The organism is Niallia oryzisoli, assembly GCF_036670025.1.
Lineage (GTDB): Bacteria > Bacillota > Bacilli > Bacillales > Cytobacillaceae > Bacillus_BD > Bacillus_BD oryzisoli.
Window position 1 is genome coordinate 1,392,023 of record NZ_CP137640.1, and the last position, 25,841, is coordinate 1,417,863.

Below are 25,841 nucleotides of genomic sequence, written 5' to 3' on the forward strand. Positions count from 1 at the left end.
TTTTTTGGCGAGTCAGATGAACATTTCCAAAATAATTAGATAAACCATCGCAAAACCTACATAAAGACCTGTAAAACCAAGATTCCAATTGGAAACTTTAAATGAACTTTCCTTAATGATGTTAGACATAAGTCCCATTGTTGCATTGTATGGTCCAACTAAGAATGAGCCTACAGCACCAATTAACATGGCAACGGTTACGATATAGGGTGAAATCCCAAGCACACTTGGATTAAGTGCACCTGCCACTAAAGAAAGACTAACTGCTGGATGAAGGCCTATAAAGGCAAGACCTATAGGTATCAAAGGCAGCAATAGTAAGAAGAATTCTGCACCCATAACATTTATCATGTTAAGAGTCTGCTCATTAATAAACTCATTTGTATGAGAGAATTGTATTGTTGAAATCAAAAAGCCGGCTGATAAGAAAATAAAAAATTGATCTTTCATACTGACTGTAAAGGATTTAAAATGATCAATCAGCTGCGTAAAAAAGTCACTGCCTCTCCTTAATAATAATGCCCAGATCAACGAAAATGGAATAACCAATAAAGATACAAGAATGATAAAAGAATAATCAAAGTATGCATCTAATGTCGATATGACAATGATAAATAGAACGATAGCGAGTAAAATCTGCAGAACCCTAAATGGGGAATCCTTAAGACTGCTCTCCTTCGCGGCAGCCAATTCAGGGGTAGTGACTGCTTCTTCGTCTTCTATTTTCTTCGTTGATTTTTGTCTGCCTAATAACCAATCCAATAATAGTCCAAATATGCTTAACGGTAAGACATATGGAAGAATGGAAAGCCAACTCACCTTTGTCATTCCAACAACAATCCCTACAATAGGAGTGACCGGAGCCCACAGCAATGGCATCGCAAATCCTCGTGTTATGGCCCTGCTCAAAAAGCGGTTTTCCTGTTTAATGGGAAAGCTCTCCAAAGCTGGTCTTATAGAATAATAAGCCATTGGCAGTGTTGCCAGATTCATAAAGATACTAAAGAAGTATGATATACCAGACGTTAACATATATAGTTTTCCAGTGGTTTTTACCTTTTTATGAATGACCGTTTTGATACTCTCACTATACTCACCTAGTTTAATGGGGATCCCTAAAATAGGTACCAATGAAAATAGTGTTAGTAAATCGAGCATAGAACCAAATGAAGAGATATAATGGGTCCAGTCTGCGCCGCTAGTCCAGAGCAAAAATAATCCCAGTAATAAAAAAATACTTCCTAATATTCTTACGAACCGTTTGACTATTCCAAGTGTACTTAGAACAATCACTAGACATAGTATAGATATATACGGGTTGATACCTAGTTGCGGGAGCAGAGTTGATAGTAAATAAAGCAGTATAGCGGATAAGAATAATAATCTTAACATGACATCACCCTAACCTTTTTAAAATGGATTCAATCGGTTTATGGTATACCAAACGTCTGATTTTTCGTTAATTATAAATAAAATAACCATAAATTTAGGTATTTGGTATACAATCTGTTTAAAACATTGTATAATCAAATTGTAGAAATAATAATGAATTTCCGGAGGTAAGAATTATGTTTAACTATCTATTTGGATCTCAGAAAGCCGTTGCAAAGACTGAAAAGAAATTAGCCATTCTTAGAAAATTATTAAAGTTTTAACATATATGCCTATTATAACCGTCACTCTTGCAGGACGGTTTATTTTTTTGTTTGTTTGGTTTAATATCTCCCTTTTTCTTAACAAAATATTAATCCCGGAGAGATATATACTCTCTCCGGGATTAATATGAAATAATCATCATACATTGGCATTTTCAGATTTGATTAATTTAGAATGCTGAGAATCCTCGCTATTACCAGAAGCTTTAACAATTTCATTTAATTCTTCACGTGCTTCTTCAATTGTTGGGAATGTTTCAAAAAATTTCACATGGATGTTGTTCACATATTCTTTGCCGTCGTATTTCTCATATAATTTGATTTTCGCATTGTCATCGACGATCTTAGCAATCGTGTAGGTAGCCTTCAGACTGTCAAAAAAGTAAAATTGGTACGATTCAATGATTTCTAGAGCATCGTTCTCCAGTACAGTTTGGAAAGTATCTTTGTTCGTCAGAACAGTATATTTTTCCATTCATCTATCACTCCCTTTAAAGAATAAATTGTATGTCGACTCTAAGTTGAAAGTGTTAACAGGTATTTTGTTGCAATTGGAATATTGTATACCAAATTGCTTGTTTATAAGTTTAAATCATGATAGAAAAATATTCAACATAATTTTCTAAATTTTTAAATAACATTATGTGCATGTTGTTTTTGCTTTTCTATAAATGTTTTAGTATAATTAATTTAGTTTTCGAAAAACTTAGAAAATACAGTAAAGGGGCGATTGTATGCCAAAGGTTATTCTTCATGTAGACGGAACAATTGTTGAACAAGAAGTGAAAGATAATGCTAACTTAGTAGTTTTAGCCGGAACACGTCAGTTTCCACAATTGAAATATGGTTGTGGGATGGGAAGATGTACAAAATGCGTATGCCAGGTTATTGATGGAGCTGATGGGGTAACACCACCGAATTGGAAGGAAGAGAAGATGCTTGGTGACAAATTAAATGAAGGCTATCGTTTAACATGTCAAATGACTGTACAGAAAAATATTGAAATTTCTCAGGAAAATATCAAAATAGATCCCCCTAAAAAGAAATTATCACCAACCATTTAGTCATATTTTTAAGGTATACAAAATACCTTATTGGAGATCAAGAAAAACGTATGCTAGAAAATTGACTTATGAATAAATTAAAAGCAGGTGATTATATGGCTTGTTATGATCTAACAGCTATGACATGGGAAGAAGTTAAGGAAGCATTACAAACTGTTACATTTGCAATTATCCCGATTGGTGCACATGAACAGCATGGTCCGCATATGGTTGAAAGCTGCGATGCCGTACTGGCGGATAGAATGGCAAAAAGACTAGGAGAAAGAATGTATCCCTATGCGCTTGTATCTCCAACGATAAATATGGGAGTTTCACAGCATCATTTAAATTTTCCTGGTACCATTTCACTGCAGCCTACTACATTGATTGCAATTCTTAGAGATATGATCACATCATTAAAACACCATGGGGTAGAAAAGTTTTTACTATTAAATTCGCATGGCGGTAATCAATCAACATTGAATGTAGCATCATTAATGCTGTCAGATGAATTAAATGTTGAAGTATATTATGCAAAAACAACTGCGTCTGCCAAAAATGCCATCGGCAGTCTGGTTGAGTCAAAACTATTTGGTCACAGCTGTGAACGTGAAGTATCAGAAGCATTATATTTAGCACCTGAACTCGTTCGCAAGGATAAAATAGTAAAAGGAGCTATCCAGGAAGAGGGCAGATGGAAGCAATTACGGCCAGGAAAAGCAATTCAAGGATTTTATGCCTATGAAGAAATGACGAAAAATGGGTGTATTGGTGACGCGACAAATGCCAGCTTAGAAATTGGAGAACAAATAGTAGAAGAAGCATTGGATAACTTAGCAAAGGAATTATATACGTTATTAAATATTGAGGTTGATGTATATAATTAACCTGCCTAATATAGAAATAATAAAAATTTTTAAAAAATTTAGAAAACACTATTTACAAATGGTTAAGCATAGTTTAATATCTAGTTAACGGTATACCAAATACCAAAATAAAAATAAAAGATAGACTACATAAATAACAAGATCATAACCCTTTTATTTTTAAAGTATTTGGTATACAAAATATCAAATGCCAAATTATAAAAATTTAAACTTGGTAAACAATTAAGGAGGAAATTATAATGACTAAATTATTATCAAAAGACGAGTTTCGTAAAGAATTAGAGGATGCTATTAAAGGTAATCACAGTCAAAAGGCTCCATTCACAGTTGCTTGGGCTGAAGGGAAATTAGAAAGAAAGCACTTTGCAAAATGGGCTGAAAACCACTATCACTATGTAGGACCTTTCGCAAACTACTTAGCTTATATCTATCATAATACTCCAGACATTCCTGAGTATGAGTCAGCAAAAGACTTCACATTACAAAATATGTATGAAGAAGAAATCGCTGCAGACCGTCATACAGACCTGCTAATCCGTTTTGCTGAAGCTTGTGGTACAACTCGTGAACGAGTTCAAGATCCGAAAAACATGGCAGCTACAACATTAGGTCTTCAAAGCTGGTGCTATTCAGTTGCTGCCCGTGAACACTTTGTTGTAGCAACTGCAGCGTTAGTTGTAGGATTAGAATCTCAAGTACCTGATATCTACCGTAAGCAAACTCCAGCACTACGTGAGCAATACGGATTCACAGATGAAGAAATCGAATTCTTTGACCTTCACATCGTATCTGATGAAATCCATGGTGAACGCGGTTATAAAATCGTTCTTGACCATGCTAACACACCAGAATTACAACAACGCTGTATCGAAATTGTACGTGTAGGTGCAAACATGAGAAGAATGTACATGGATGGTTTATGGAGAGAATATCTAGAGCAAGATCTTGGAAGTTTAGTAGAAACAAAGTAATAAAGTAATGACTATAGAAGGGGAGTACACCCTCCTCTTCTTGGCCGTCAAATATAATCTTGGAAAGCAAGATTTAACATGACGGCCCATTTTTTTAAGAAGGTTAAAAGATAAATTATAGGAAACAGGTGATAGAGTGCTTACAACAAAAGTAGAAACATATAGCAATTATATAAATGGTGAATGGACGGAATCTGTAAGTCAAAAAACATTTACCAATATCAATCCAGCTAATAAAGAAGAAATTGTGGGGATTTTTCAAGCCTCTAACGAAGAAGATGTAAAGCAGGCTATTGATGCAGCTATCGAAGCTTTTCCAGCTTGGGCTCAAACAGCTCCCTCTAAACGGGCAGCCATCTTGAATAAAGCTGCAGCTATCCTTGAAGAAAATGCTGACGCTCTTGCCAGCGAATTAACAAGAGAAGAAGGTAAGCATGTTAATGATGCAAAGAATGAAGTCATTCGCTCGGCACAAACATTACGGTTTTATGCGGTCGAAGGGCAAAGCTTTACAGGTGAAACCTTTCCAAATGATGATCCAAATATGAAAGTTTCAACTGAGAGAGAACCACTTGGAGTTATCAGTGTCATTACTCCTTGGAATTTTCCTATTTCGATTCCTTCTCGTAAGATCGCTCCAGCTTTAATCACAGGAAATACTGTTGTTTTTAAACCTTCATCAGATACCCCTCTAATAGCTGTACGCCTTGTTGAGGCATTACATAATGCAGGTATACCAAAAGGCGTTATTAATCTAGTAACAGGGAAGGCTTCTGATGTGGGAGATTTGTTAGTCACTCATCCAGCGATTAAGGCGGTAACGTTTACAGGTTCAACAGCAGCAGGTGAAGACATTCATCAAAAATCTTCCTTTACAACTAGAACACAGATGGAATTAGGCGGTAAAAACCCGATTATTGTCATGGATGATGCAGATGTTGAGCAGGCAGCAACTTTGACTGTTAATGGCGGATTTTCATTAACAGGTCAGGCATGTACCGGAACAAGCCGTGTTATTGTTATGAAGGAAGTAAAAGATGCTTATGTTGAAAAATTAATTGAAAAAACGAAAGCGTTAAAAATTGGCAATGGCTTTGAAAACGGTGTGAAAATTGGCCCGTTAGCAAATGAAAAGCAGCTGAAAAATGTATTGAATTATATTGAAATCGGCAAAGAAGACGGTGCAACTCTTTGTTTTGGCGGCGGGCAGCTGACAAATGGAGAGTATGAAAAAGGATATTTTGTCGAGCCGGCAATTTTTACAGATGTTCGTCCTAGCATGAGAATTGCAAAAGAAGAGATCTTCGGTCCAGTTATTGCGATTATTGAAGTAAATTCGTATGAAGAAGCTATTGAGGTAGCGAATGATGTGGAATACGGCTTATCTGCTTCCATCATTACAAATAATCTAAAAACAGCACATCAGTTCACAAAGGATATACAGGCTGGAACAGTTAAAGTAAATCGTACTACAACAGGAAATCTTATGAACGCTCCATTTGGCGGTTTGAAAAAATCAAGTACGTCAACATTCCGTGAATCAGGCAGAGTTGGATTGGAATTTTTCACACAAGTAAAAACAGTTTATGTTGGTTACTAATTAACAAAACAGATAGAGGAGAATATAAATGAAGACATCTTTAAAACTAGAGTTAGAAGAAGCAAAAGTAATGATTGAAGCAGCTAAACAGAAATCTGAAGAAATCAATGTATTAGAAACGATTGCGATTGTTGACGATGGCGGATATGTCATTGCTTTAGAAAGAATGAATGGTGCCCGTATTACAGGTCCGGAAATTGCGATCGCGAAGGCGTTTACTGCTGCTGGACATAAGCGTTCTACACATTTATTTAATAAAGAGCCAAATGGACCTGCATTGCCTGGTAATGAAGCATTTGGAATTCAGCATATGCTTGATGGAAAATTTGCCATTTTTGTCGGAGGCTTCCCAATCGTAGTAAACGGTGAAGTAGTGGGAGGAATCGGTATTAGCGGCGGAAATGGTGAACAAGATACTGCAGTAGGTACAGCTGCTTTAAAAGCTTTACAGGAGTTAGTTGCAAGTAAGGGCTATGAAGTCATTACGGATGCGGATATAAAGAAATAAGAATAGCTGGGACCTCATTCATTCTATCTTTTATGGTGAAATGAGGTCTTTATTAAATAGATCATTAGAATGATAGTCACTTATTTTAAGAAAAGAGGAGATTGAGGTTGAATCCTTACGTTGAATTAGCCATTGGATTTGCCCGTACAGGTGTTACGGGATATGGAGGAGGACCTTCAACAATCCCATTAATTGAATACGAGGCTGTAAAAAAATATAAATGGATGACAGAAGAGGAGTTTGGTGAAGTTTTGGCTTTAGCTAATACGTTACCAGGACCAATTGCTACAAAAATGGCCGCATATATCGGTTACAAAGTAAATGGAAGTCTTGGGGCGATTGTGGCCATTCTGACTCATATTTTGCCATCTATCATTGCATTAATTGGATTATTAGGTGTACTTTATTCATTTCGTCATTCTCCAATTGTTAGTGGTATGGTTCTAGGTGTTACCCCTGTCATTGGCTTTATGCTTGCTGAAATGGCTTATCGATTCTACGAAAAAGGTCATAAAGGCTTGGGATTGTCAAAAATGATTATCTTTACAATCATTTCCTTTGTCACTATGCAAATCATAGGCCTTCACCCGGGGATCCTTATTGCAGCTTTCTTACTATCTGCCTTTTTCATTGCGCGCCAGAAGAAAAAAGCCGTTCAGAAAACAGAGATTATTATTGAAAGAAAGGAAAAAAGCTTATGATATATTGGGATCTGTTTTGGTCATTCACCATCGCAAATTTATTGGGTTATGGCGGGGGTCCTGCAACGATACCGTTAATTCAAAATGAAGTAGTAAATAATTATGACTGGATGACAATGTCTGAATTTGGCGATTTGCTGGCCATTGCAAATGCCTTACCAGGTCCAATTGCAACAAAGCTTGCTGGTTTTATTGGATATGAGATTGGCGGAGTATTAGGATCCATTGTTGCACTTGCAGGCACAATTTTACCATCAGCAGTTGCCGTAGTTATTCTATTTAAGTTTGTCGATTTATTTAAAGATTCACCAGAAGTGAAACTGATGACAAAATCAGTTCAGCCTATTATTGCAGTGCTACTTGCAGTAATGGCCTATCAATTCTTTTTAACCGCTTTTGAAAACAGTGGAATTATTCATCTATTATTATTAACTGTGCTTAGCTTTTTAACATTAAGCAAGTGGAAGATTCATCCCTCTTTAGTGATTGTTGGAGCACTATTCTATGGTGGTGTGTTTCTATCATAAAGAGGAGTTGTTCAGCAGGTAAAAAGGAGGGGAGTGAATGGAAGCTCAATGGAAGGAAAACAACCTCCTTTCAGTTCGAGAACATGCCTATTTGTATCTAAAGGATTTAATTCTTGAAGGTACATACAAGGCTGGAGACAGGCTAATTGAAAGAGAGCTTGCTGCGAAGTTAAATATAAGCCGGACACCCATAAGGGAAGCACTATTTCGCTTAGAGTCTCAAGGGTATGTCAAAACGGTTCCAAGAAAAGGTGTTGTGGTATCTAATATCTCTAAAGAACAAGTAATTGAGGTGTTTACGATTTTATCTTCTTTAGAAGTACTTGCAGTAAAGTTAGCTGCGCAGCGAATGGATAAAAAAACCCAACAAGTCTTGGATTTAAAAGTTCAAGAGCTTATGGAAATTCAAGAAAAAAATGAAGATAATTTTAATCTTGAACATATTCAAATGAACCATTTGATTAATAAAGCTTCAAAAAGTCCGAAACTGTTTGAAATCCTCTCCGGTCTTATTGACTATATTCATATGTCTGCAAATATGGGATATGAAACGCCGGGTAGAAGAAAAGAATCTTTAAAAGAGCATATTAACATCATGACGGCATTGCGTAATCAAGAAGCAGAAATGGCAGAATATCTAATGAAAATTCATATAGAAAATTCAAAAAAAGCCTATATCATTTATATGGATCAATTAAAAGAAAGACTTAAAAAGTAGTTAAATCGTTCGGTCGAATATTTCGAAAATTCAAAGTAAGTATTTTAATTGATAAGTAGGAGGAAATGACATTATGCCAAAAATTAACTTTACGACAAGCAATAAGATAATTGAAGTACCAGAGAATTCCAGTGTTTTACGAATGTCCCTTCGTTATGATGGCGAGCTGCCAAATCGATGCGGGGGAGGAATTTGCGGTAACTGTGTTTGTAAAATTGAAGAAGGTGCTGAGTTTTTAGATCAAGTTAAAGTTCAGGAAAGACGAAAATTAGGTGATGAACTGCTGGAACAAGGATATCGTTTAGGCTGTCAGACGTTTGTAACGAATGGAGACATTAGTATTTCTTGGGATGAAGAAATAAGACAAACGGTTATAAAAAGAAAACCGGATAAATTGAAGGCAAAAGTACCTGCAGGAGAGTAAAAAAAGAAACTCATCCCAGATTCTATTTTTGGGGTGAGTTTCTTTTTAGCTTTTATCCATTATTTTTATTAGATGGGATTTCCTTGATAGCGAGCATTAGCATCATAATAGCCACAAACCAGTGGATGATAAAACCGTTTGGAACAATCGTCCGCAAGCTGTCCATGATAATAAAGAAAATAGTTGGTAGGGTTACACTGTAGGCTGCTAATCGGAATAATTGACTATAATGAATGGTTTTTCCGGTTAAGTTTCTTAAGGCCAGACCAAAGAGTGCAAGAACGGTTATTTCAATAAACTTCATGGCAGCTGACATAAGATAAATGACCGTCAAAGAAATGGGAATCACTAATGGTAAGATCGAATCTAATGAGTGAATCAGTGATAAAAGATCATCTCTTGTTACTGTAGTATCACCAAGCATGGAATACGGAAATGATTGTGTTTGACCGGTAATATTATAGGCAAATTCATTTTTTAAGAAATAAATCGTATTTTCGGAACGTGATACATCAGCTTGATCAAGAGTATCGGTACTGTCAAAAATAATTGTCATATCCCTATTATTTAAAGTAATAGGTGTATTTCGCTCCATGTTCAATTCACCATGTTCAATTGTAAATGATGGAACTTCACTTTCTATTGTATTTTGAATCGCGCCTAATCCTGTCGTAATAGAAGTACTAAAGTAGTAAAAGCTTGGCAGTACAGATAGCAGGGTTAGGAAAAAGACATATAAAATGGTTTTTCCAATCCCCTGTTTTCGAAAGGCTGCTATGTCTTTTGGCGAGTAAAGACTTACGAAAAGCTGTTTTAATATATTCATTTGGCACACCCCTACAAAAATTCACTTCCTATTGTAACCTTCTCCTACTAAATTGTACAATTTAATGAAAAAATGGGAAAATAATGAGATAAAATGGTCTCTTTAATCGTATACAAATAGCAAGTAAATATTTTGCAGGAGGTTATCGGGTGGATTATCTATATTGGGGATTAATTATCCTTTTATTTATTGTAGCATTTGTCGGGCTGATTTATCCTGTCATACCAAGTGTTTTATTCATATTTGCAGGTTTTCTCTTGTACGGATTTTTGTTTTCATTCGATGCTTTTAATTGGATGTTTTGGCTTATTCAAGTCCTGTTTGTGCTATTGCTGTTCGGGGCAGATTATATTGCCAATATGATTGGAGTTAAAAAATTCGGCGGGTCAAAAGCAGGGGTTTGGGGGAGTACGATTGGATTGCTAGTAGGACCTTTCATTATTCCGTTTTTTGGAATAATTCTTGGACCATTTATTGGTGCAATTATTGCAGAGCTGATTGTACATAAAACCAATATAAAAGAAGCGGTGAAAATAGGTTTTGGATCTGTTATAGGGTTTATCAGCAGTGTGGTAACGAAAGGAATAATCCAGCTTGTGATGATTCTATATTTTATCTGGGTCATATGACGAGGGTGTTTTTGTACACCCTCGTCTTATGTTTAAAATTAAATGGACTAGTTAATCCCGCAAATTTCTTTGCTGCAGTGCTGGCAATCTACTTCATGTCTTAAATAAGATATTTTTTTAACCGTAAATCGTTGATTCTCGTAAGTCAGTACATCCTTTTCACGGAGTTCCTTCAGCATTCTTTGAATGACCTCTCGTGTGCCAAATGTTAAATTGGCTAATTCTTGATGGGTAATGGGCAAATCAATCAGAATTCCGTTCTCAGTTACGATACCGTAGTTGTTGCATAATCGAATCAGAATAGAGTATAGACCGCCTTTTTTTCCATTCATGATTAAATCCTGACATTTTATCATTGATTTAATATATCGAACACTAAGCCAATTGGTTAAAGCACCTAATACATCCGGTTCTCTTAAAGCATATTCTTCGAGCTGGGATTTTTTTATCACCAGCATTTCGCAGTTTGATAATGTTTTTGCGAAAAAATGATAGGTAGGCTTTTTTTTGAATAATTCATACTCAATAATTAACTCTTCTCCGCTTAATATTTTAAGTATAAATTCCTTTCCTTTTACATGAACTCGTCCCACAGAAACGCTTCCATTTAATAATAAGTAAATATTCTCAACTTCTTCTTTTTCCTGAAATAAGTAGGAACCTGCAGAAAATCTTTGTAGCGGCTCTTTGTCAATAAAATACTGAATTAATAAACTATAAAGGGAAATGTTTAATTCCTTTACCTCAAACATGACTGCTACACCCCTTTTTTTATCTAATTTGATTAAATCAAAAAAACGGGTATGGTTCAATAAGTTATTGGAAAATAATAGGATGTATTATGTGGAAGATATGACTAATATCGTTGACAGCTTGCTGATGGGGCTATTCATGACATTTTTTCGAATTTTTGCCTAAAGAATATTATGGTTAAATAATATTGAAGGAGAAATCATTCTAATGAATAGAAAAAGAAGTTTGCGTTAAAAATGAATGCGTATTATTTGATTAAAATTAGATAAATTTGTTAATCTAATTATAGTGCTTTAGTGTTTATGAAATATTTTTGAATAAAAACTAAAGACAAATAAAAATAAGCGATATTTGGAGGAATTAATAATGGCATTCGAATTACCACAATTACCTTATGCATATGATGCTCTTGAGCCTCATATTGACAAAGAAACAATGAATATTCACCACACAAAACACCATAACACATATGTTACAAACTTAAATAATGCTTTGGAAGGAAACACTGAGCTTCTTTCTAAGTCTGTAGAAGAAGTTATTTCTAATTTAGATGCTGTTCCTGAAGCAGCTCGTACAGCTGTACGTAATAATGGCGGCGGTCATGCAAACCATTCTTTATTCTGGCAAATCCTTTCACCAAATGGCGGCGGGGAGCCAACTGGTGCACTTGCTGATGCAATTAACAGCAAATTTGGCAGCTATGAAAGCTTTAAAGATGAATTTGCTAAAGCAGCAACAACTCGTTTTGGTTCAGGCTGGGCTTGGCTTGTTGTAAACAATGGCAGCCTTGAAGTAACTAGCACACCAAACCAAGACTCTCCATTAATGGAAGGTAAAACTCCTCTTCTTGGACTTGATGTTTGGGAGCATGCTTACTACTTAAAATATCAAAACCGTCGTCCTGAATATATTAATGCATTCTTCAATGTTATTAATTGGGAAGAAGTTACAAAACGTTACGAAGCGGCAAAATAATAAAATGTTAATCTAATGTGGAAAGACCGGCAGAAAGAAAAATTCTGTTGGTCTTTCTTTGTTTTTTGCATAACACGAGCCATTTTGTAAAAACTACCCTTGAGATACAAAAGGGAGTTTTTCTATGAATACATTTAAAAAACATTTGATTGGTGATATCGACTTAACGAAGGATTTAACCCTTCTACTGCTCATTGGAGGCCTATATTCCTTGAGTGTAGCCTTGTCCAATACATTTGTGAATATCTTTCTCTGGAAGCAGACAGGAAAGCTGCTTGATATTGGATTATATAACTTGGCTGTAACAGTAGCGCAGCCATTTACATTTATTCTTGCCGGCAGATGGGCAAAAAAGATAGACAGAGTGATCGTGTTAAGGATCGGAGTCATCTTTCTCGCCCTTTTTTATTTAAGTGTTCTAGCATTTGGGGCATCGGCTTCAAAGTATTTATTGATTCTTGGTGCATTGCTGGGAATAGGGTATGGATTCTATTGGCTTGCCTTTAACGTGCTGACGTTTGAAATTACTGAGCCTGAAACGAGAGACTTTTTTAATGGCTTTCTTGGAATTCTTACATCTGCTGGTGGAATGATTGGACCGTTTGCAGCCGGATTTATCATTTCGAAGCTAGAAAAAGTCAGCGGCTATTCAATCGTTTTTGGAATTTCATTAGGTTTATTTGCTTTGGCTGTAGTTTTAAGCTTTTCATTAAAAAGAAGACCTGCTAATGGAAAGTATTACTTTAAAAGGATTTTATCAGAGCGTAAACATAATCTGAATTGGAAAATGGTTACGAATGCGCATTTTTTCCAAGGACTTCGTGAAGGCATATTTGCTTTTATGATTTCAGTGCTTGTCTTTCTATCAACCGGTACTGAAATGGCATTAGGTACATATGGTCTTATTAATTCGGGTGTGTCCTTTCTCGCTTATTTTGCTGTCTCAAGGTTAATAAAAAAAGAACTGCGTTTAAAATCCATTCTACTTGGAGGATTGACTTTGTACGCTTCGCTTTTTCTAATAGCCTTTGATGCTACATATACAAAATTACTGATTTATGCTGCTGTCATTGCGATAGCCTATCCGCTTCTGCTCGTACCATACCTTTCTATAACATATGATGTGATTGGAAGCGGATGGAAGGCTGCTGAGATGAGAATAGAGTACATAGTTGTTCGAGAGATCTTTCTTAATTCAGGAAGAATAGTTTCGATCCTGCTGTTTCTTTTTATGGTAAAGACGATGGATGCAAAAGAAGGTCTGCCTATACTCTTTCTTGCTTTAGGGGCAGGGCATACATTGATTTATTTGTTTATTAGGCGTGTTCGAATAAACTTGCCGCAAAGAAAACAAAAAGAGGCTTAAGACCTCTTTTTTTTATGTAGTTAGAATTAATTACCTCAAAAGATATAGGTTTTTTAGTGGTATTCTAATCGTTTTTCTTTTACTATATAGAATGATGAGTATGGATTAGTAGAGGAAGTGTGTTTCAGATTGAATAATAAAAAGAAGAAAAAGAAAAAGACCCAAGTACCCTTTCGGCTGAATATGCTATTTTTTTTCGTATTTTTACTTTTCTCTGTCTTAATCCTCCGTCTTGGAGTTGTTCAAATTGTCTACGGAGAGGATTATAAACGTGAAATTGAACGAACGGAGGATGTAACCGTTAATAATCCGGTTCCAAGGGGAAAAATGTTCGATACAAACGGAAAAATTGTCGTCGATAACGTGCCGGAAAATGCAATTACCTATACAAATAACGGAGCAAGTCAAAAGGAAATGCTCGAAGTCGCAGAAAGACTGGCTAAATTAATTCATAAAGACGCAGACAAAGTCACAGAAAGAGATATGAAAGATTATTGGATTGTACAAAATCCTAAAGAAGCGGAAAAAAAGGTTACTGAAAAAGAACTAGAACAACTGAAAGTAAAATATGAAGATGATGAATATGATAAGAAAGTTTATCAATTGACGCTTGATCGTATTACGGAAAAGGATTTAAATAGCCTGACAGAAGAAGACATTGAAATTATTGCGATTTACCGGGAATTTGTGAGCGGTTATAAATTTACGCCCCAAATTGTCAAAAATAAAGATGTCACACCAGAGGAGTTTGCCGTTGTAAGTGAAAATCTTCAGCTTCTTCCCGGTGTTGATACGACAACGGATTGGGAACGTTCCTATGCTTATAGTGATACATTACGCTCTGTTCTCGGAGGTGTGACAACATCTGATAAAGGTCTGCCGGCCGAGGAAATTGATTATTATCTTTCAAGAGACTACAGTCGAAATGACCGTGTCGGGACAAGTTATCTTGAAAAGCAATATGAAGATGTTCTGCACGGACAAAAAGCAAAAGTGAAAAATATCACTGATCAATCAGGTGAAATCGTTAGTACCGAAGTGATTTCAGAGGGTCAAAGAGGGAAAGACCTTGTCTTAACGATTGACATGGATTTACAGTTAGCAGTTGAAAAAATTATTGAAGAAGAGCTTTGGTCAGCGAAATCATACCCTGGAACCAATTTATTGGACCGCGCATATGTGGTGTTAATGGATCCAAATACAGGTGAAATTAAATCGTTGGCAGGGAAGAAAATTGTAAGAAATGCGGAGACAGGTAAAACTGAAATGCAGGATGATGCCCTCGGAACATTTACAACCACCTATAATGTTGGTTCTGCAGTGAAAGGGGCAACTGTATTAACAGGTTTTCAAACAGGTGTCATTACGCCGGGCTCAAGTTTTTATGATGCTCCGCTTTATATTGCCGGAACACCGCCGAAGAAATCTTGGAAAACCTTCGGTTCCATCAATGATGTCAACGCCTTAAAATATTCATCAAACGTTTATATGTTTCTTACAGCAATCAAAATAGGTGAAGGACGTTATGTTCCACATGGTTCTTTGCCGATAAATACAGAGGCCTTTAATACGATTCGTCAGCACTTTGCCCAATTTGGGCTTGGAGTTAGAACGGGGATTGATTTACCTGGTGAACAGAATGGGTTTAAGGGTACAAGTACATTACCAGGTCACTTAATGGACCTTTCTATTGGTCAATATGATACGTATTCAGCAATGCAGCTTGCCCAATATGTATCAACGATTGCAAACGGAGGCAGCCGCATGGAACCTCATATGGTACGCGAGATTCGTGAACCGCAGCTTGATAACGAGCTTGGAAAGATTGTGCAGGAAATCCAGCCAAAGGTATTAAACCGCTTGGATTTAGAAGATGGCTGGATTGATCGTGTCCAGCTTGGCTTTAAAAAAGTAATGCAGGAGTCGGGTGGAACGGCAAACGGCTTTTTCGGGGGGAAATCTTATTCACCTGCAGGTAAAACGGGAACTGCCGAGTCATTCTATGACGGTCCGCTAAAAAATTACAAGATGGCATCAGTAATGAACTTGAGCCTTGTCGGGTATGCACCGTCAGACAGCCCTGAGATTGCCATGTCTGTCATCGTTCCTTGGGCATATACGGGCGGGACTGATAATAGATCTAATTTGAAGATTGGTGAAAGAGTGATGGATGCCTATTTTGAATTAAAGGCACAGCGTGCTGCCGGAGTAACAATTGAGCAGGAAACTGAGTCAGAAACAAGCGAGGAAGCAGATCAAACAAATAATCAGTAATAAATCGTAAAAAAATCCTGCCAGATGGATGGCAGGATTTTTTTTGTGCAAAATAAGAAAGTATCTATCCGATCAGCAGGGAAGGATGCGACTTTCAAAAATTGAAGATTAAAAAGCAGTCCAACTTCGACAAATTTATACAAGTTTCTTCGAATTTACAAAAGCTTAACAATTCATTAAAACCTCATTTACAGAAAACCTTTAATGTATTACTTGTGAGACAAACAAAAAAACCAAGAACAATTAGGGGGAAATACAAAAATGAAAAGCTTTAAGTACATAGCGCTAACAGCTGCTATATCTGGTGCACTAGCATTAACAGCATGTGGTCCGCAAAACAGTGGAACAGAATCAGAAGGCAACAACAAGACAACTGAACAAGCAAGTGAAGGTAAACAATTTGAAGGTACTGTAAATGTTGATGGATCTTCAACTGTTTTCCCAATTATGGAGGCTGTTGCAGAAGAATATAATGTCGTTCAGCCTGGAATGAAAGTATCTGTTGCATCATCTGGTACTGGCGGCGGCTTTAAAGCGTTCATTGCAGGGGAAACTGATATCAGTAACGCATCCCGACCAATTAAAGATGAAGAAAAAGCCCAGCTCGAAGAAGCTGGAATTGAATATACTGAATTTGAAATCGCAAAAGATGGTTTATCAATCGTTGTAAATAAGGAAAACGACTGGGTTGATTCTTTAACAGTTGATGAGCTGAAGAAAATGTGGCTTGAAGATGGAACTGTAAAAAAATGGTCTGATATTCGTGAAGGCTGGCCTGAAGAAGAAATCAAATTCTACTCACCTGGTACTGATTCAGGAACATTTGATTACTTTGATGAAGTAATTTTAGAAGAAAAGCCGCTTGTTGAAAAAGCTACTCTTTCTGAAGACGATAATGTTCTTGTCCAAGGTGTTACAGGTGATAAAAATGCAATCGGCTACTTTGGCTATGCTTACTATGCTGAAAACAAAGATAAATTAAAGGTTGTTCCAATTGATGGCGGTAATGGACCTGTTGAACCTACAAATGAAACAGTTGAAAGCGGAGATTATGCACCATTATCACGTCCACTATACATCTATGTTAAAAATGAATCAGTGAAAAAAGAAGAAATTTATGATTTCGTTAAATTCACGTTAGAAAATGCTGGAGAACTTTCAGAAGATGTTGGTTATGTAAAGCTACCTTCATATGATGAAGCTTTATCAACACTAGAAGGTTTAAAATAAAGGATTTTTAAGATTTGCAATATCAAAAGATGTGAATCCGCTCGGTGATAATGGTTCCTATCCCGAGCGAATCACTTCTTGTTATTGTCCTGAGAAGCGTTTTTAAAGTGCTTCTCATATTGTCGTGTGGATGAAAGGGGTTTTCATTTTGGCTACTAAAGATAATCATGCGTTGTCTGTCCAAGAAATGATTGTGGAAAAAAGAAAAAAAAGAAAGGCATTTTCGATGGACAGAATTATGCCTGTTGTACTATTACTTACTGCCTGTGTATCGGTACTAACTACACTTGGTATTTTATTTACACTTTTATTCGAAACTTTTATTTTCTTTGATCGAGTACCAATTGGTGAATTTTTGACTGCACAAAAGTGGTATCCTTTCTCGAATCCAGGTTCATTTGGGGTTTTGCCTCTTATTTCTGGTACTTTAAAGGTTACGATTATTGCGGTTATCGTTGCTGTTCCAATCGGGCTTGCAACGGCCATCTATTTAAGTGAATATGCATCAGAGAGAGCACGCCGTATTATTAAACCAATAATGGAGGTTCTTGCTGGTGTTCCAACCATTGTATATGGGTTTTTTGCTTTAACGTTTGTAACACCTATTTTACGTGAAATATTTCCGTCACTAGAAATATTCAATGCTTTAAGCCCGGGGATTGTCATTGGGATTATGATAACTCCAACGATTGCCTCTCTTTCAGAGGATGCCATGTCTTCTGTACCACAGGCAATGCGAGAAGGAGCATTGGGGTTAGGATCAACTAAACTAGAAGTTGCTTTTAAAGTCGTACTTCCTGCAGCTATTTCTGGAATTGTCGCATCCATTGTATTAGGTGTTTCCCGTGCCATTGGCGAAACAATGATTGTTGCAGTTGCTGGCGGATCAACACCTAATTTAAGCTGGGACATTACAAGCTCCATTCAAACGATGACAGCTTATATTGTTCAGGTTAGCCAAGGGGATGCTGGTTACGGTACAACGATTTATTACAGTATTTATGCAGTTGGATTTACACTTTTCCTATTTACGTTAGTGATGAACCTGCTAGCTCAATATGTCTCTCGCCGTTTCAAGGAGGAATATTAAGATGAAGTTAGTCGACCATGAGATCGTTAAACAAAAAATGAAGACAAGAATTTATAAGAACGTAGTTTTCAAAGGAATATTTCTCCTTGCAACGCTGTTTGGATTACTTGTTTTAGGAATACTGTTATATCGAGTGATTTCACAAGGGGCAGGCTATTTAGATTGGCAATTTCTGAACAGCTTACCGTCAAGAAAGCCTGAAGAAGCCGGAATTTACACGGCCTTAAATGGAACGATATGGTTAATGTTTGTCGTTGCTCCTGTCTCTCTTATCCTAGGAGTTGGTACAGCGATTTATTTAGAGGAGTATGCGAAAAAGAATCGTTTTACAACGTTTATCCAAATTAATATTTCCAATCTTGCTGGTGTTCCTTCAATTGTATTTGGTTTATTAGGATTAACTATATTTGTCCGTGCACTTGCATTAGGAACAAGTGTATTATCAGCTGGATTGACAATGAGTTTATTGATACTCCCTGTCATTATTGTCGCTGCACAAGAAGCGGTACGTGCCGTTCCAAAACAACTTCGTGAGGCTTCCTATGGAATGGGGGCAACAAAATGGCAAACCATCGTTCGGGTTGTTATGCCTGCTGCTATTCCGGGAATTTTAACGGGTGCTATTTTGGCTTTGTCCCGTGCAATTGGTGAAACAGCTCCATTAGTTGTATTAGGACTGCCGCTTTTCCTTGCCTTTTTACCAAATTCATTTTTGGATACTTTAACTGTCTTACCGATGCAGATCTATAACTGGACGAGTCGCCCGCAGGTGGAGTTTCAGGCACTTGCTGCTGCAGCCATTCTCGTTTTATTGGTTTTATTAATAGTGATGAACTCAATTGCTGTCATAATACGTAATAAATTTCAAAAAAGAATGTAATTTTTTTAATGGATGAAGTAACAGGATGAAGGAGGATTTCATATGAATATTACGATTGAAAGAGCAGAGAACGCACCTGGTGTGAAGGAGGACAACAAGATTAAACAGGTTGTATATAAAACAAGTCAATTAAATCTATGGTACGGAGATAACCATGCGCTTAAAAATATTGATCTTGATATTATGGAAAATGAAGTAACAGCGATTATTGGTCCTTCAGGCTGCGGGAAATCAACCTATATTAAAACACTGAATCGAATGATCGAATTAATACCGATTGTCAGAACATCAGGAGAAATCAACTATCGGGGTCGAAATATTTTTGATAAAACATATGAAGTAGAAGAGTTACGGACAAAAGTAGGAATGGTGTTCCAAAAACCAAATCCATTTCCAAAATCAATCTATGAAAATGTAGCATATGGACCAAAGATTCATGGAATTCGTGACAAAAAAATTCTTGACCAAATTGTTGAAAAGAGCTTAAGAGGAGCAGCTATTTGGGATGAGGTTAAGGACCGTTTAAAAGAAAATGCATATGGTCTTTCCGGCGGTCAGCAGCAGCGTCTATGTATAGCCCGCTGTCTAGCGATTGAACCAGATGTCATTTTAATGGATGAACCGACTTCAGCACTTGACCCAATCTCTACGTTAAAGGTGGAGGAGCTGGTACAGGAATTGAAAAAGCAGTTTAGTATTATTATTGTGACACATAATATGCAGCAGGCTGCTCGTATTTCTGATAAAACGGCCTTTTTCTTAAATGGTGAAGTAGTTGAATTTGATGAAACTAATAAGATTTTCTCTACACCTTCTGATAAGCGGACGGAAGATTATATTACAGGTCGTTTTGGATAAGGATAGATGTACAGACGTTGCTTAAGGTCAGCTGCAACGTCTGTGTTTTCTTATTCATAGAAAAATTTTTAATAATTAACAGTCTATTACACACAATAAAAGTGATTGGATCGGGGGAGAAAGTGAAAGTGAAGGGAGCTAATGAAGTGGTAGTACGTGGGAAATTCGAGGATGATTTAAAAGAATTACAGAATAAGTTAGTTGAACTAGTAAAGTTTGCAGATAATGCTCTTGCGCTCTCTATTGAGGCATTGGAAACACACAATATTGATCTTGCTTTGGAAATCATGGATGATGATACAAAAGCTGATATTCTTTATGAGGAAATAAATGAATTTGCGATCCTGTTAATTACGAAGCAGCAGCCTGTCGCAATTGATTTACGCCGAATTATTATTGCGATTAAAATCGCAACGGATATTGAACGGATTGCTGATTTTGCCGTAAATATTGCCAAATCTACAATTAGAATTGGGCAGGAACAACATGTCAAACCAATTATCCATCTGAAAAAGATGTATGAAATCACAGCTGTTATGTTAAAGGAAGGTTTAGATGCCTATAAAGAAGAAAATACGCAGCTAGCAAAAAAAGTTGCTGAAATGGATGATGAAGTAGATTCATTATATGGTGAAACCATTCAGGAGTTACTAAAATTAAGCGGTGAAAAGCCAGAAAATCTTCCGCAGATTTCACAGTTGCTTTTTATTTGCCGTTTCTTAGAAAGAGCGGCCGATCATATTACAAATGTGGCGGAATATGTGTTTTACTTAGTAAAAGGCAAACATTATGACCTTAATAATTAAAAAAATTAGGAGCAGCTTTAGCTGCTCCTAATCTTTTATCGAGCTGTCATCTATTCTTCATTTGTCTCTGCTTTTGCTTTCTTTTGTAGTTCGTTATATTCTGCTGCTGGGATGATAACATATCCCGATTTTTCTAATAGAGCCTTGGCATTTTTGGTTGTGATGGACTGCTGCGATTCCTTCTGGAAAAAGGATACGGATCCGATTATGCAGACAGTCATAAATATTCCAAAGGCGAATGGTCGTACACTTTGTTTATTTCATAATTTTCGCTTCTCGAATCCATATTCCATTAATATTGCCTGTACTTCCTTAACTGGTAATGATGATTGCCTTGCAATCTGCTCAATGGGTGTCCCTTGCCCTGCCAGGGACTTTACTTGATTTTTAATGATTTCATGAACTGCTGTATGGTCTGATTCGATTTTTGAAAGAGAAGGTGATAGTTCAATATCATTTACAAGTAGTTCTTCTTCTAATATCTTTAATTTCTTTTTTATGTGATACATTTCTTGAAGCTGATGCATATTCAGCTGATCAATTTCTTCTCGTAGCTGTTTATAGGGATCCTTTAGAAAAAAAGACAGGAAAAATAGGAAAAGTGAGACAAAAAATAAACTAATTAATAATGTACTCATTCTATCACCTCTTTCTTATAGCTGCATAACCCTCATTTTAACATTATCTTTGACAAAATCCGACATTTTATTATTTGATTAATTGAAATATGGGTCTGTTGGAGCATTTTAACAAAACCGTTTGTTGTCGGCAGTCATAATATCTGATACCATTAAACAAAATAGTAATTATATTCTGATATTTAATGAATAAGTTCTTTTTTAAAAGAGGTGCGCCATGATAGAAGAAATAATGAAACTAAGAAAAGAAGGTCTTTCTTTTCGCAAAATAGCTGATGAATTAAATACAACAGTTGGAAAAGTACAGTATCAATGGAGAAAGTATCAAAAAAATGAACAAGCAAAAATTGCTGCACCAAGAAAACAACCTAAATTATTTATGAAAACTGCTCTTCAAACACGTTATTTAAATAAAGATAAACTGTGGTTTGAAGAAAAGGAACATCTTACATTATGGAGGTTGTCAGAGAATATATTGTTTGTGTTTTGGCGGTTATTTGATTTGAAAAAGGATCTTGTATCCAGCTATTTCAATAAGCCCTTAAACAGTTTTCAAAAGGTATTGAAGATATATGATGTTACCAATATATTATTTAATGGAAGTAATGCCCATTATACTCAAGAGGTGATGCTTTCCGAAGGACAAACTGTATCATTACTTAAGAAGCTTCGGCTGAATCGTTGTTACATTGTAGAATTAGGCATCCTAGTGTCAGGACATAAATTTTTTCCATTACTTCGTTCTAACCCTGTTCATATTCCTAAAGGTAGTGGGGATCAAGGGCAATTGGAGAATGAATCAGATAGAAAAGAAATAGATTCATTCCCGGAATGGATAGAGCATGTCAGTACGTATAGTTATTACGAAAGTATTTTAAATAAGGATGATATGTCATGAGTAACCCTTTTATACCTAGGACTGTTAATAATGATTTTTTATTTCAATATGATTTGAGTGAGAATCAAGAGACACAAGCTCGCCTAATTTCTATAACTGATACAATCATTCGGTTACTTACGGAGGAAGCCAAAGTGTTTACGAAGTTGATTCAAGAGTGGATGAAGTTATCAGCTTTGTTAACAAAACAGCCTGTTGCTGAAAGCTATGTTACCCATTGGCGGTGGATGAATTCTCTTTTGTCCGAAAGTATTGAGAGCACAATGGACAGAAATCGGGACTATGCAAGCCGGCAAAATGCTGATCCTAGTGCTGAGAGCGGGAGAGAAAAACCGGAACATCTAAAAATTCTGTTCTTATCATGGGAATTTCCCCCACATATCGTCGGCGGTTTATCACGTCATGTTCATGGTTTAACCAAAAGCTTAACTAAGAATGGTCATGAAATTCATGTAATTACTGCAGGCACAGACCATTTACCAGTGTTGGAAACAATGGATGGTGTGATCATTCATCGGGTAAAACCGCTGTGTGTAAATGAAAAGGACTTTCTTCTCTGGATAGGTGGATTAAATATCGCGATAGCAGAGAAAGCGGTTGCGCTGGCATCAGAAAAGTCTTTTGATTGTATTCATTCGCATGATTGGCTTGTCGGTGCGGCTGCCATTTCATTAAAGAAGCATCTGGCTCTTCCTTTAGTTACAACCATCCATGCTACTGAATATGGTCGAAATAACGGTATCTATACTGAGATGCAGCGATTTATTCATGAAAAGGAAAAGCAGCTTGTGGAACAATCTGATCAACTCATCGTTTGCAGTGATTTTATGAAAGAAGAAGTACATAAGCTTTTTAAACCAGCTAATCAAAAGATTGTAATCATTCCAAATGGAATTGATGATGAAATGGAAATAGGAAATGCACAAAGGGATTATTTAGCCGACATTGAAGTGGACCCTGACCAAAGGGTGATTTTTTCAATCGGGAGAATGGTGAAGGAAAAAGGATTTGATACGCTGATTGATGCAGCGGCTGTCTTAAAGGGAAAAGGAATACCTGTCCTTTTTATTATTGCCGGTAAAGGTCCGATGCTTGAGGTTTATCGTCGTAAAGTATGTGAGATGAACTTAACAGATACGGTACAATTTATTGGTTTTATTGAAGATGAAAAACGCAATCGATTGTTAGATCTTGCTGAAATGGCTGTTTTTCCAAGTTTGTATGAGCCATTTGGAATTGTGGCTTTAGAAGCGATGCAGGCTGGGAAGCCGACAATTGTATCGAATACGGGAGGATTAAAAGGCATCGTTCGGCATTTAGAGACAGGTATACTAATCGAACCAGCTAATAGCGATGATGTAGCTGCACAAATCACCCATCTATTAATGAATCCTGACTTAGCGAATGATATCGGCAGAAATGCGAAAAAGGCAGTCCAAAGTCAATTCAGCTGGAACGTGGCGGCAGAAGAAACAGGACAATTATATAATAAAGTATTCAATACCAGAAAACACCAATAATAAAGCTCCGGCTTTTTAAAATCACACTAGCATTTCCCAATGAAAAATGATATTATAGAAAAGTCGTATGAACGAACGAGCTTTATATAGTTTGGAGGGAAATTAACATGCGTGTAAATATTACGTTAGCTTGCACTGAGTGTGGAGACCGTAACTATATTTCAAAAAAGAATAAACGGAATAATCCAGATCGTCTTGAGCTGAAAAAATATTGCCCAAGAGAAAAGCGTACAACAACACATCGCGAAACAAAATAAGCAGCGGGATTTCCTGCTGCTTTTTTGTTATAATTTTACATATTTCTTCTCTGATGAGAAAGGAAGAAAAGTATGATTGAAAAGAATGTATTGCGTAAGGAAATCAAAAAAAAATTACAAGCGATACCAAAGTCACTTTATGAGCATTACTCCTATCAGATTGCGCAGTCGCTTTATCAGGATGCATTATGGAAGTCAGCTCACATGATCGGTATTACGATTTCCAATCCACCTGAAGTTGATACATATCAAATCATCCGTAAAGCATGGGATGAAGGCAAAACGATTGTTATTCCTAAATGTGAGCCAAAAGAAAAACGGATGGAATTTCGCATCTTAGAGCGTTTCAATCAGTTAGAGTCAGTATATTTTAGCTTGTTTGAGCCGATTGAAGCCAAAACAAAAAGAGTAGTTCCAAGTGAAATAGACCTGTTAATCGTACCGGGCCTTGCATTTACAAAAGACGGCTATCGATTAGGTGTGGGGGGAGGATACTATGATCGCTTCCTGCAGCTATATAAAGGAAAGACCTTGTCGCTTGCCTTTCAAGAGCAAATGGTAGACGGTCTGCCAACAGAGTCTCATGATCTCCCGGTCGAGAAAATCATAACGAATGAAGGGAGTCATTTTACTTCATGACGCTCGTTATTGTGTTAATCATTTTAGCAACAGTTATTTTAGGTTATTTCTCTAAATTATTAACCTTTTCGGGTACTGTTGCTGCATTTGTAGTCGGGTCTCTGATTACATTAGGTTTTGGAGCAAAAGGATTGGTTGTCCTCGGCTTGTTCTTTGGGAGTTCAAGTCTATGGTCCAAAGTAAAAAGTTCCAAGAAAGAAAGAGCAGAAGAGCTGCTTGTTAAAGGTTCGCAGCGGGATTGGCAGCAGGTAATCGCCAATGGGGGGCTTGCGGCAATATCGAGTGCTTTGTACTACTTTACGAATGAATTCTTTTGGTTAGTTGGATTTTGTATTTGCCTTGCCGCCTCTAATTCTGATACATGGGCATCTGAAATTGGTTCAATGAGCAAAGGAAGACCGGTTTGCGTTAAAACATTTAAACAAGTGGCCCGAGGAACCTCTGGTGCCGTCAGCCTTCTAGGTACATTTGCAGCAGCGGCAGGTTCCTTTTTAATTGCCTTCGGAGCGTTTACCCTTTTTCACTTGCAGGTGAATGAATTCCTATTTATTTTTATTCTCGGCTTTTGCGGGAATCTCATTGATACTTTACTTGGGGCGTTTGTTCAAGCGGGGTATCAATGCTCTCATTGCGGCTTAAAAACGGAAAAGAAAATCCACTGCGGGCAGCCGACAAAACTGATTAAAGGTTACACGATTTTGAATAATGATGTTGTTAATTTTCTCTCTGTCTTTTTTATTTTAATAATCAGTATGTTATTAGGGAAAGCGATTTAAGGTATTGATTGGCAGTTATTTTTTTTCTCTATTTCCATGGAATAATCGTCCGCCTTTTATCTCACAATAGTGAAAGGAGGGATGAAGATGGGTAGAATTTTATCAATAGTACTAATAGGAATGGGCGGATATTATTTATTTCAAAAACGTTTTCGAGTCATTAATGCCGTCCTCGGGAATTCGATGATGCGGAGATTTTTTGTCAGGTCGCTCATGAATATTCCCGCTATTCGAAATCGTATGATGGGTTCTGTATTTTCGCAGAGTCCAAAACCGATCTAAATAAATATTTTTAATAAGAATAAGACCCCTTTGGGTCTTTTTTTCGTATAAGGATTAAAGTAGAATCGCTTTACAAAGTGGTTACAAATTGCCTATAGTAAAATTAAACT

The 25,841-nt window shown here is 36.6% G+C and carries 30 protein-coding genes; 24 read left to right on the plus strand and 6 right to left on the minus strand.

Going from position 1 to position 25,841, the window contains the following annotated elements:
- Nucleotides 1-12: 12 nt before the first annotated feature.
- Together R4Z09_RS06925 and R4Z09_RS06930 are read right to left on the minus strand one after the other, a co-directional pair.
- Nucleotides 13-1,392 carry a hypothetical protein gene (locus tag R4Z09_RS06925; RefSeq protein WP_338451606.1) on the minus strand — a complete coding sequence of 460 codons (1,380 nt, stop codon included), beginning with the start codon at nucleotides 1,390-1,392 and terminating at the stop codon, nucleotides 13-15.
- Between the two features lie 402 nt (nucleotides 1,393-1,794).
- The gene (locus R4Z09_RS06930) at nucleotides 1,795-2,130 is read right to left on the minus strand and encodes a hypothetical protein (RefSeq protein ID WP_338451607.1); all 336 of its coding nucleotides are present in this window, start codon (nucleotides 2,128-2,130) and stop codon (nucleotides 1,795-1,797) included.
- 259 nt (nucleotides 2,131-2,389) lie between these two features.
- On the opposite strand from R4Z09_RS06930, the gene R4Z09_RS06935 reads away from it, so the two are divergent.
- From R4Z09_RS06935 to R4Z09_RS06975, 9 genes are all read left to right on the plus strand, one after another.
- On the plus strand, nucleotides 2,390-2,719 hold the full coding sequence (locus tag R4Z09_RS06935; protein WP_338451608.1) for a 2Fe-2S iron-sulfur cluster-binding protein: 330 nt from the start codon (nucleotides 2,390-2,392) through the stop codon (nucleotides 2,717-2,719).
- A gap of 68 nt (nucleotides 2,720-2,787) precedes the next feature.
- A complete protein-coding gene (locus R4Z09_RS06940) occupies nucleotides 2,788-3,585 on the plus strand; it encodes a creatininase family protein (RefSeq protein WP_338451609.1) in 798 nt (265 codons plus the stop codon).
- Between the two features lie 239 nt (nucleotides 3,586-3,824).
- The gene (locus R4Z09_RS06945) at nucleotides 3,825-4,556 is read left to right on the plus strand and encodes an iron-containing redox enzyme family protein (protein WP_338451610.1); all 732 of its coding nucleotides are present in this window, start codon (nucleotides 3,825-3,827) and stop codon (nucleotides 4,554-4,556) included.
- Nucleotides 4,557-4,692: 136 nt separating this feature from the next.
- On the plus strand, nucleotides 4,693-6,156 hold the full coding sequence (locus R4Z09_RS06950; protein ID WP_338451611.1) for an aldehyde dehydrogenase family protein: 1,464 nt from the start codon (nucleotides 4,693-4,695) through the stop codon (nucleotides 6,154-6,156).
- A gap of 28 nt (nucleotides 6,157-6,184) precedes the next feature.
- Nucleotides 6,185-6,664 (plus strand): heme-binding protein, encoded by a 480-nt coding sequence (locus tag R4Z09_RS06955; protein WP_338451612.1) that lies wholly within the window; start codon nucleotides 6,185-6,187, stop codon nucleotides 6,662-6,664.
- A 107-nt stretch (nucleotides 6,665-6,771) separates the two neighbouring features.
- A complete protein-coding gene (locus tag R4Z09_RS06960) occupies nucleotides 6,772-7,365 on the plus strand; it encodes a chromate transporter (RefSeq protein ID WP_338451613.1) in 594 nt (197 codons plus the stop codon).
- Nucleotides 7,362-7,892, plus strand: coding sequence for a chromate transporter (locus R4Z09_RS06965; protein ID WP_338451614.1), 531 nt, complete (start codon nucleotides 7,362-7,364; stop codon nucleotides 7,890-7,892). Before R4Z09_RS06960 ends, R4Z09_RS06965 begins: the two co-directional genes overlap by 4 nt.
- A 37-nt stretch (nucleotides 7,893-7,929) precedes the next feature.
- A complete protein-coding gene (locus R4Z09_RS06970) occupies nucleotides 7,930-8,610 on the plus strand; it encodes a GntR family transcriptional regulator (protein WP_338451615.1) in 681 nt (226 codons plus the stop codon).
- 73 nt (nucleotides 8,611-8,683) lie between these two features.
- On the plus strand, nucleotides 8,684-9,034 hold the full coding sequence (locus R4Z09_RS06975; protein WP_338451616.1) for a 2Fe-2S iron-sulfur cluster-binding protein: 351 nt from the start codon (nucleotides 8,684-8,686) through the stop codon (nucleotides 9,032-9,034).
- Between the two features lie 52 nt (nucleotides 9,035-9,086).
- Here the strand turns inward: R4Z09_RS06975 and R4Z09_RS06980 are convergent, their stop codons facing one another.
- Nucleotides 9,087-9,860 (minus strand): DUF1189 domain-containing protein, encoded by a 774-nt coding sequence (locus R4Z09_RS06980; RefSeq protein ID WP_338451617.1) that lies wholly within the window; start codon nucleotides 9,858-9,860, stop codon nucleotides 9,087-9,089.
- A 149-nt stretch (nucleotides 9,861-10,009) separates the two neighbouring features.
- Between R4Z09_RS06980 and R4Z09_RS06985 the strand changes: the two genes are divergently transcribed.
- Nucleotides 10,010-10,489 carry a DUF456 domain-containing protein gene (locus R4Z09_RS06985; protein WP_338451618.1) on the plus strand — a complete coding sequence of 160 codons (480 nt, stop codon included), beginning with the start codon at nucleotides 10,010-10,012 and terminating at the stop codon, nucleotides 10,487-10,489.
- 47 nt (nucleotides 10,490-10,536) lie between these two features.
- On the opposite strand, the gene R4Z09_RS06990 is transcribed toward R4Z09_RS06985, so the two are convergent.
- Nucleotides 10,537-11,241, minus strand: a complete 705-nt coding sequence (locus R4Z09_RS06990; RefSeq protein ID WP_338451619.1) for a Crp/Fnr family transcriptional regulator — start codon at nucleotides 11,239-11,241, stop codon at nucleotides 10,537-10,539.
- A gap of 367 nt (nucleotides 11,242-11,608) precedes the next feature.
- On the opposite strand from R4Z09_RS06990, the gene R4Z09_RS06995 reads away from it, so the two are divergent.
- From R4Z09_RS06995 to phoU, 8 genes are all read left to right on the plus strand, one after another.
- Nucleotides 11,609-12,217, plus strand: a complete 609-nt coding sequence (locus R4Z09_RS06995) for a superoxide dismutase (RefSeq protein ID WP_338451620.1) — start codon at nucleotides 11,609-11,611, stop codon at nucleotides 12,215-12,217.
- 124 nt (nucleotides 12,218-12,341) lie between these two features.
- The gene (locus tag R4Z09_RS07000) at nucleotides 12,342-13,583 is read left to right on the plus strand and encodes an MFS transporter (RefSeq protein WP_338451621.1); all 1,242 of its coding nucleotides are present in this window, start codon (nucleotides 12,342-12,344) and stop codon (nucleotides 13,581-13,583) included.
- 183 nt (nucleotides 13,584-13,766) lie between these two features.
- Nucleotides 13,767-15,857 carry a penicillin-binding protein 2 gene (locus R4Z09_RS07005; protein ID WP_338453217.1) on the plus strand — a complete coding sequence of 697 codons (2,091 nt, stop codon included), beginning with the start codon at nucleotides 13,767-13,769 and terminating at the stop codon, nucleotides 15,855-15,857.
- 261 nt (nucleotides 15,858-16,118) lie between these two features.
- Nucleotides 16,119-17,087, plus strand: coding sequence for a PstS family phosphate ABC transporter substrate-binding protein (locus R4Z09_RS07010; RefSeq protein ID WP_338451622.1), 969 nt, complete (start codon nucleotides 16,119-16,121; stop codon nucleotides 17,085-17,087).
- Between the two features lie 145 nt (nucleotides 17,088-17,232).
- Nucleotides 17,233-18,177 carry a phosphate ABC transporter permease subunit PstC gene (gene pstC / locus R4Z09_RS07015; RefSeq protein WP_422392292.1) on the plus strand — a complete coding sequence of 315 codons (945 nt, stop codon included), beginning with the start codon at nucleotides 17,233-17,235 and terminating at the stop codon, nucleotides 18,175-18,177.
- A gap of 1 nt (nucleotide 18,178) precedes the next feature.
- Nucleotides 18,179-19,057, plus strand: coding sequence for a phosphate ABC transporter permease PstA (gene pstA, locus R4Z09_RS07020; protein ID WP_338451624.1), 879 nt, complete (start codon nucleotides 18,179-18,181; stop codon nucleotides 19,055-19,057).
- A gap of 42 nt (nucleotides 19,058-19,099) precedes the next feature.
- Nucleotides 19,100-19,915 carry a phosphate ABC transporter ATP-binding protein PstB gene (gene pstB / locus R4Z09_RS07025; protein WP_338451625.1) on the plus strand — a complete coding sequence of 272 codons (816 nt, stop codon included), beginning with the start codon at nucleotides 19,100-19,102 and terminating at the stop codon, nucleotides 19,913-19,915.
- 146 nt (nucleotides 19,916-20,061) lie between these two features.
- The gene (phoU, locus tag R4Z09_RS07030; RefSeq protein ID WP_338453218.1) at nucleotides 20,062-20,721 is read left to right on the plus strand and encodes a phosphate signaling complex protein PhoU; all 660 of its coding nucleotides are present in this window, start codon (nucleotides 20,062-20,064) and stop codon (nucleotides 20,719-20,721) included.
- 50 nt (nucleotides 20,722-20,771) lie between these two features.
- Here phoU and R4Z09_RS07035 read toward each other — a convergent pair whose 3' ends face one another.
- A complete protein-coding gene (locus R4Z09_RS07035; RefSeq protein ID WP_338451626.1) occupies nucleotides 20,772-20,942 on the minus strand; it encodes a hypothetical protein in 171 nt (56 codons plus the stop codon).
- A gap of 39 nt (nucleotides 20,943-20,981) precedes the next feature.
- A complete protein-coding gene (locus R4Z09_RS07040) occupies nucleotides 20,982-21,359 on the minus strand; it encodes a hypothetical protein (RefSeq protein WP_338451627.1) in 378 nt (125 codons plus the stop codon).
- A gap of 217 nt (nucleotides 21,360-21,576) precedes the next feature.
- Between R4Z09_RS07040 and R4Z09_RS07045 the strand changes: the two genes are divergently transcribed.
- The 6 genes from R4Z09_RS07045 to R4Z09_RS07070 all read left to right on the plus strand — a co-directional run bounded on the left by R4Z09_RS07045 (nucleotide 21,577) and on the right by R4Z09_RS07070 (nucleotide 25,731).
- Nucleotides 21,577-22,257: a DUF4912 domain-containing protein gene (locus R4Z09_RS07045; protein ID WP_338451628.1), complete on the plus strand. Its 681-nt coding sequence runs from the start codon at nucleotides 21,577-21,579 to the stop codon at nucleotides 22,255-22,257.
- Nucleotides 22,254-23,777: a glycosyltransferase family 4 protein gene (locus tag R4Z09_RS07050; RefSeq protein ID WP_338451629.1), complete on the plus strand. Its 1,524-nt coding sequence runs from the start codon at nucleotides 22,254-22,256 to the stop codon at nucleotides 23,775-23,777. Before R4Z09_RS07045 ends, R4Z09_RS07050 begins: the two co-directional genes overlap by 4 nt.
- Nucleotides 23,778-23,884: 107 nt before the next feature.
- Entirely contained in the window at nucleotides 23,885-24,034 is a 150-nt protein-coding gene (gene rpmG / locus R4Z09_RS07055) for a 50S ribosomal protein L33 (RefSeq protein ID WP_150439945.1), read from the plus strand.
- Between the two features lie 72 nt (nucleotides 24,035-24,106).
- Nucleotides 24,107-24,673 carry a 5-formyltetrahydrofolate cyclo-ligase gene (locus tag R4Z09_RS07060; RefSeq protein ID WP_338451630.1) on the plus strand — a complete coding sequence of 189 codons (567 nt, stop codon included), beginning with the start codon at nucleotides 24,107-24,109 and terminating at the stop codon, nucleotides 24,671-24,673.
- Nucleotides 24,670-25,449 carry a DUF92 domain-containing protein gene (locus tag R4Z09_RS07065; protein ID WP_338451631.1) on the plus strand — a complete coding sequence of 260 codons (780 nt, stop codon included), beginning with the start codon at nucleotides 24,670-24,672 and terminating at the stop codon, nucleotides 25,447-25,449. Before R4Z09_RS07060 ends, R4Z09_RS07065 begins: the two co-directional genes overlap by 4 nt.
- Nucleotides 25,450-25,536: 87 nt before the next feature.
- Nucleotides 25,537-25,731 (plus strand): hypothetical protein, encoded by a 195-nt coding sequence (locus R4Z09_RS07070; protein WP_338451632.1) that lies wholly within the window; start codon nucleotides 25,537-25,539, stop codon nucleotides 25,729-25,731.
- Nucleotides 25,732-25,841: the final 110 nt, after the last annotated feature.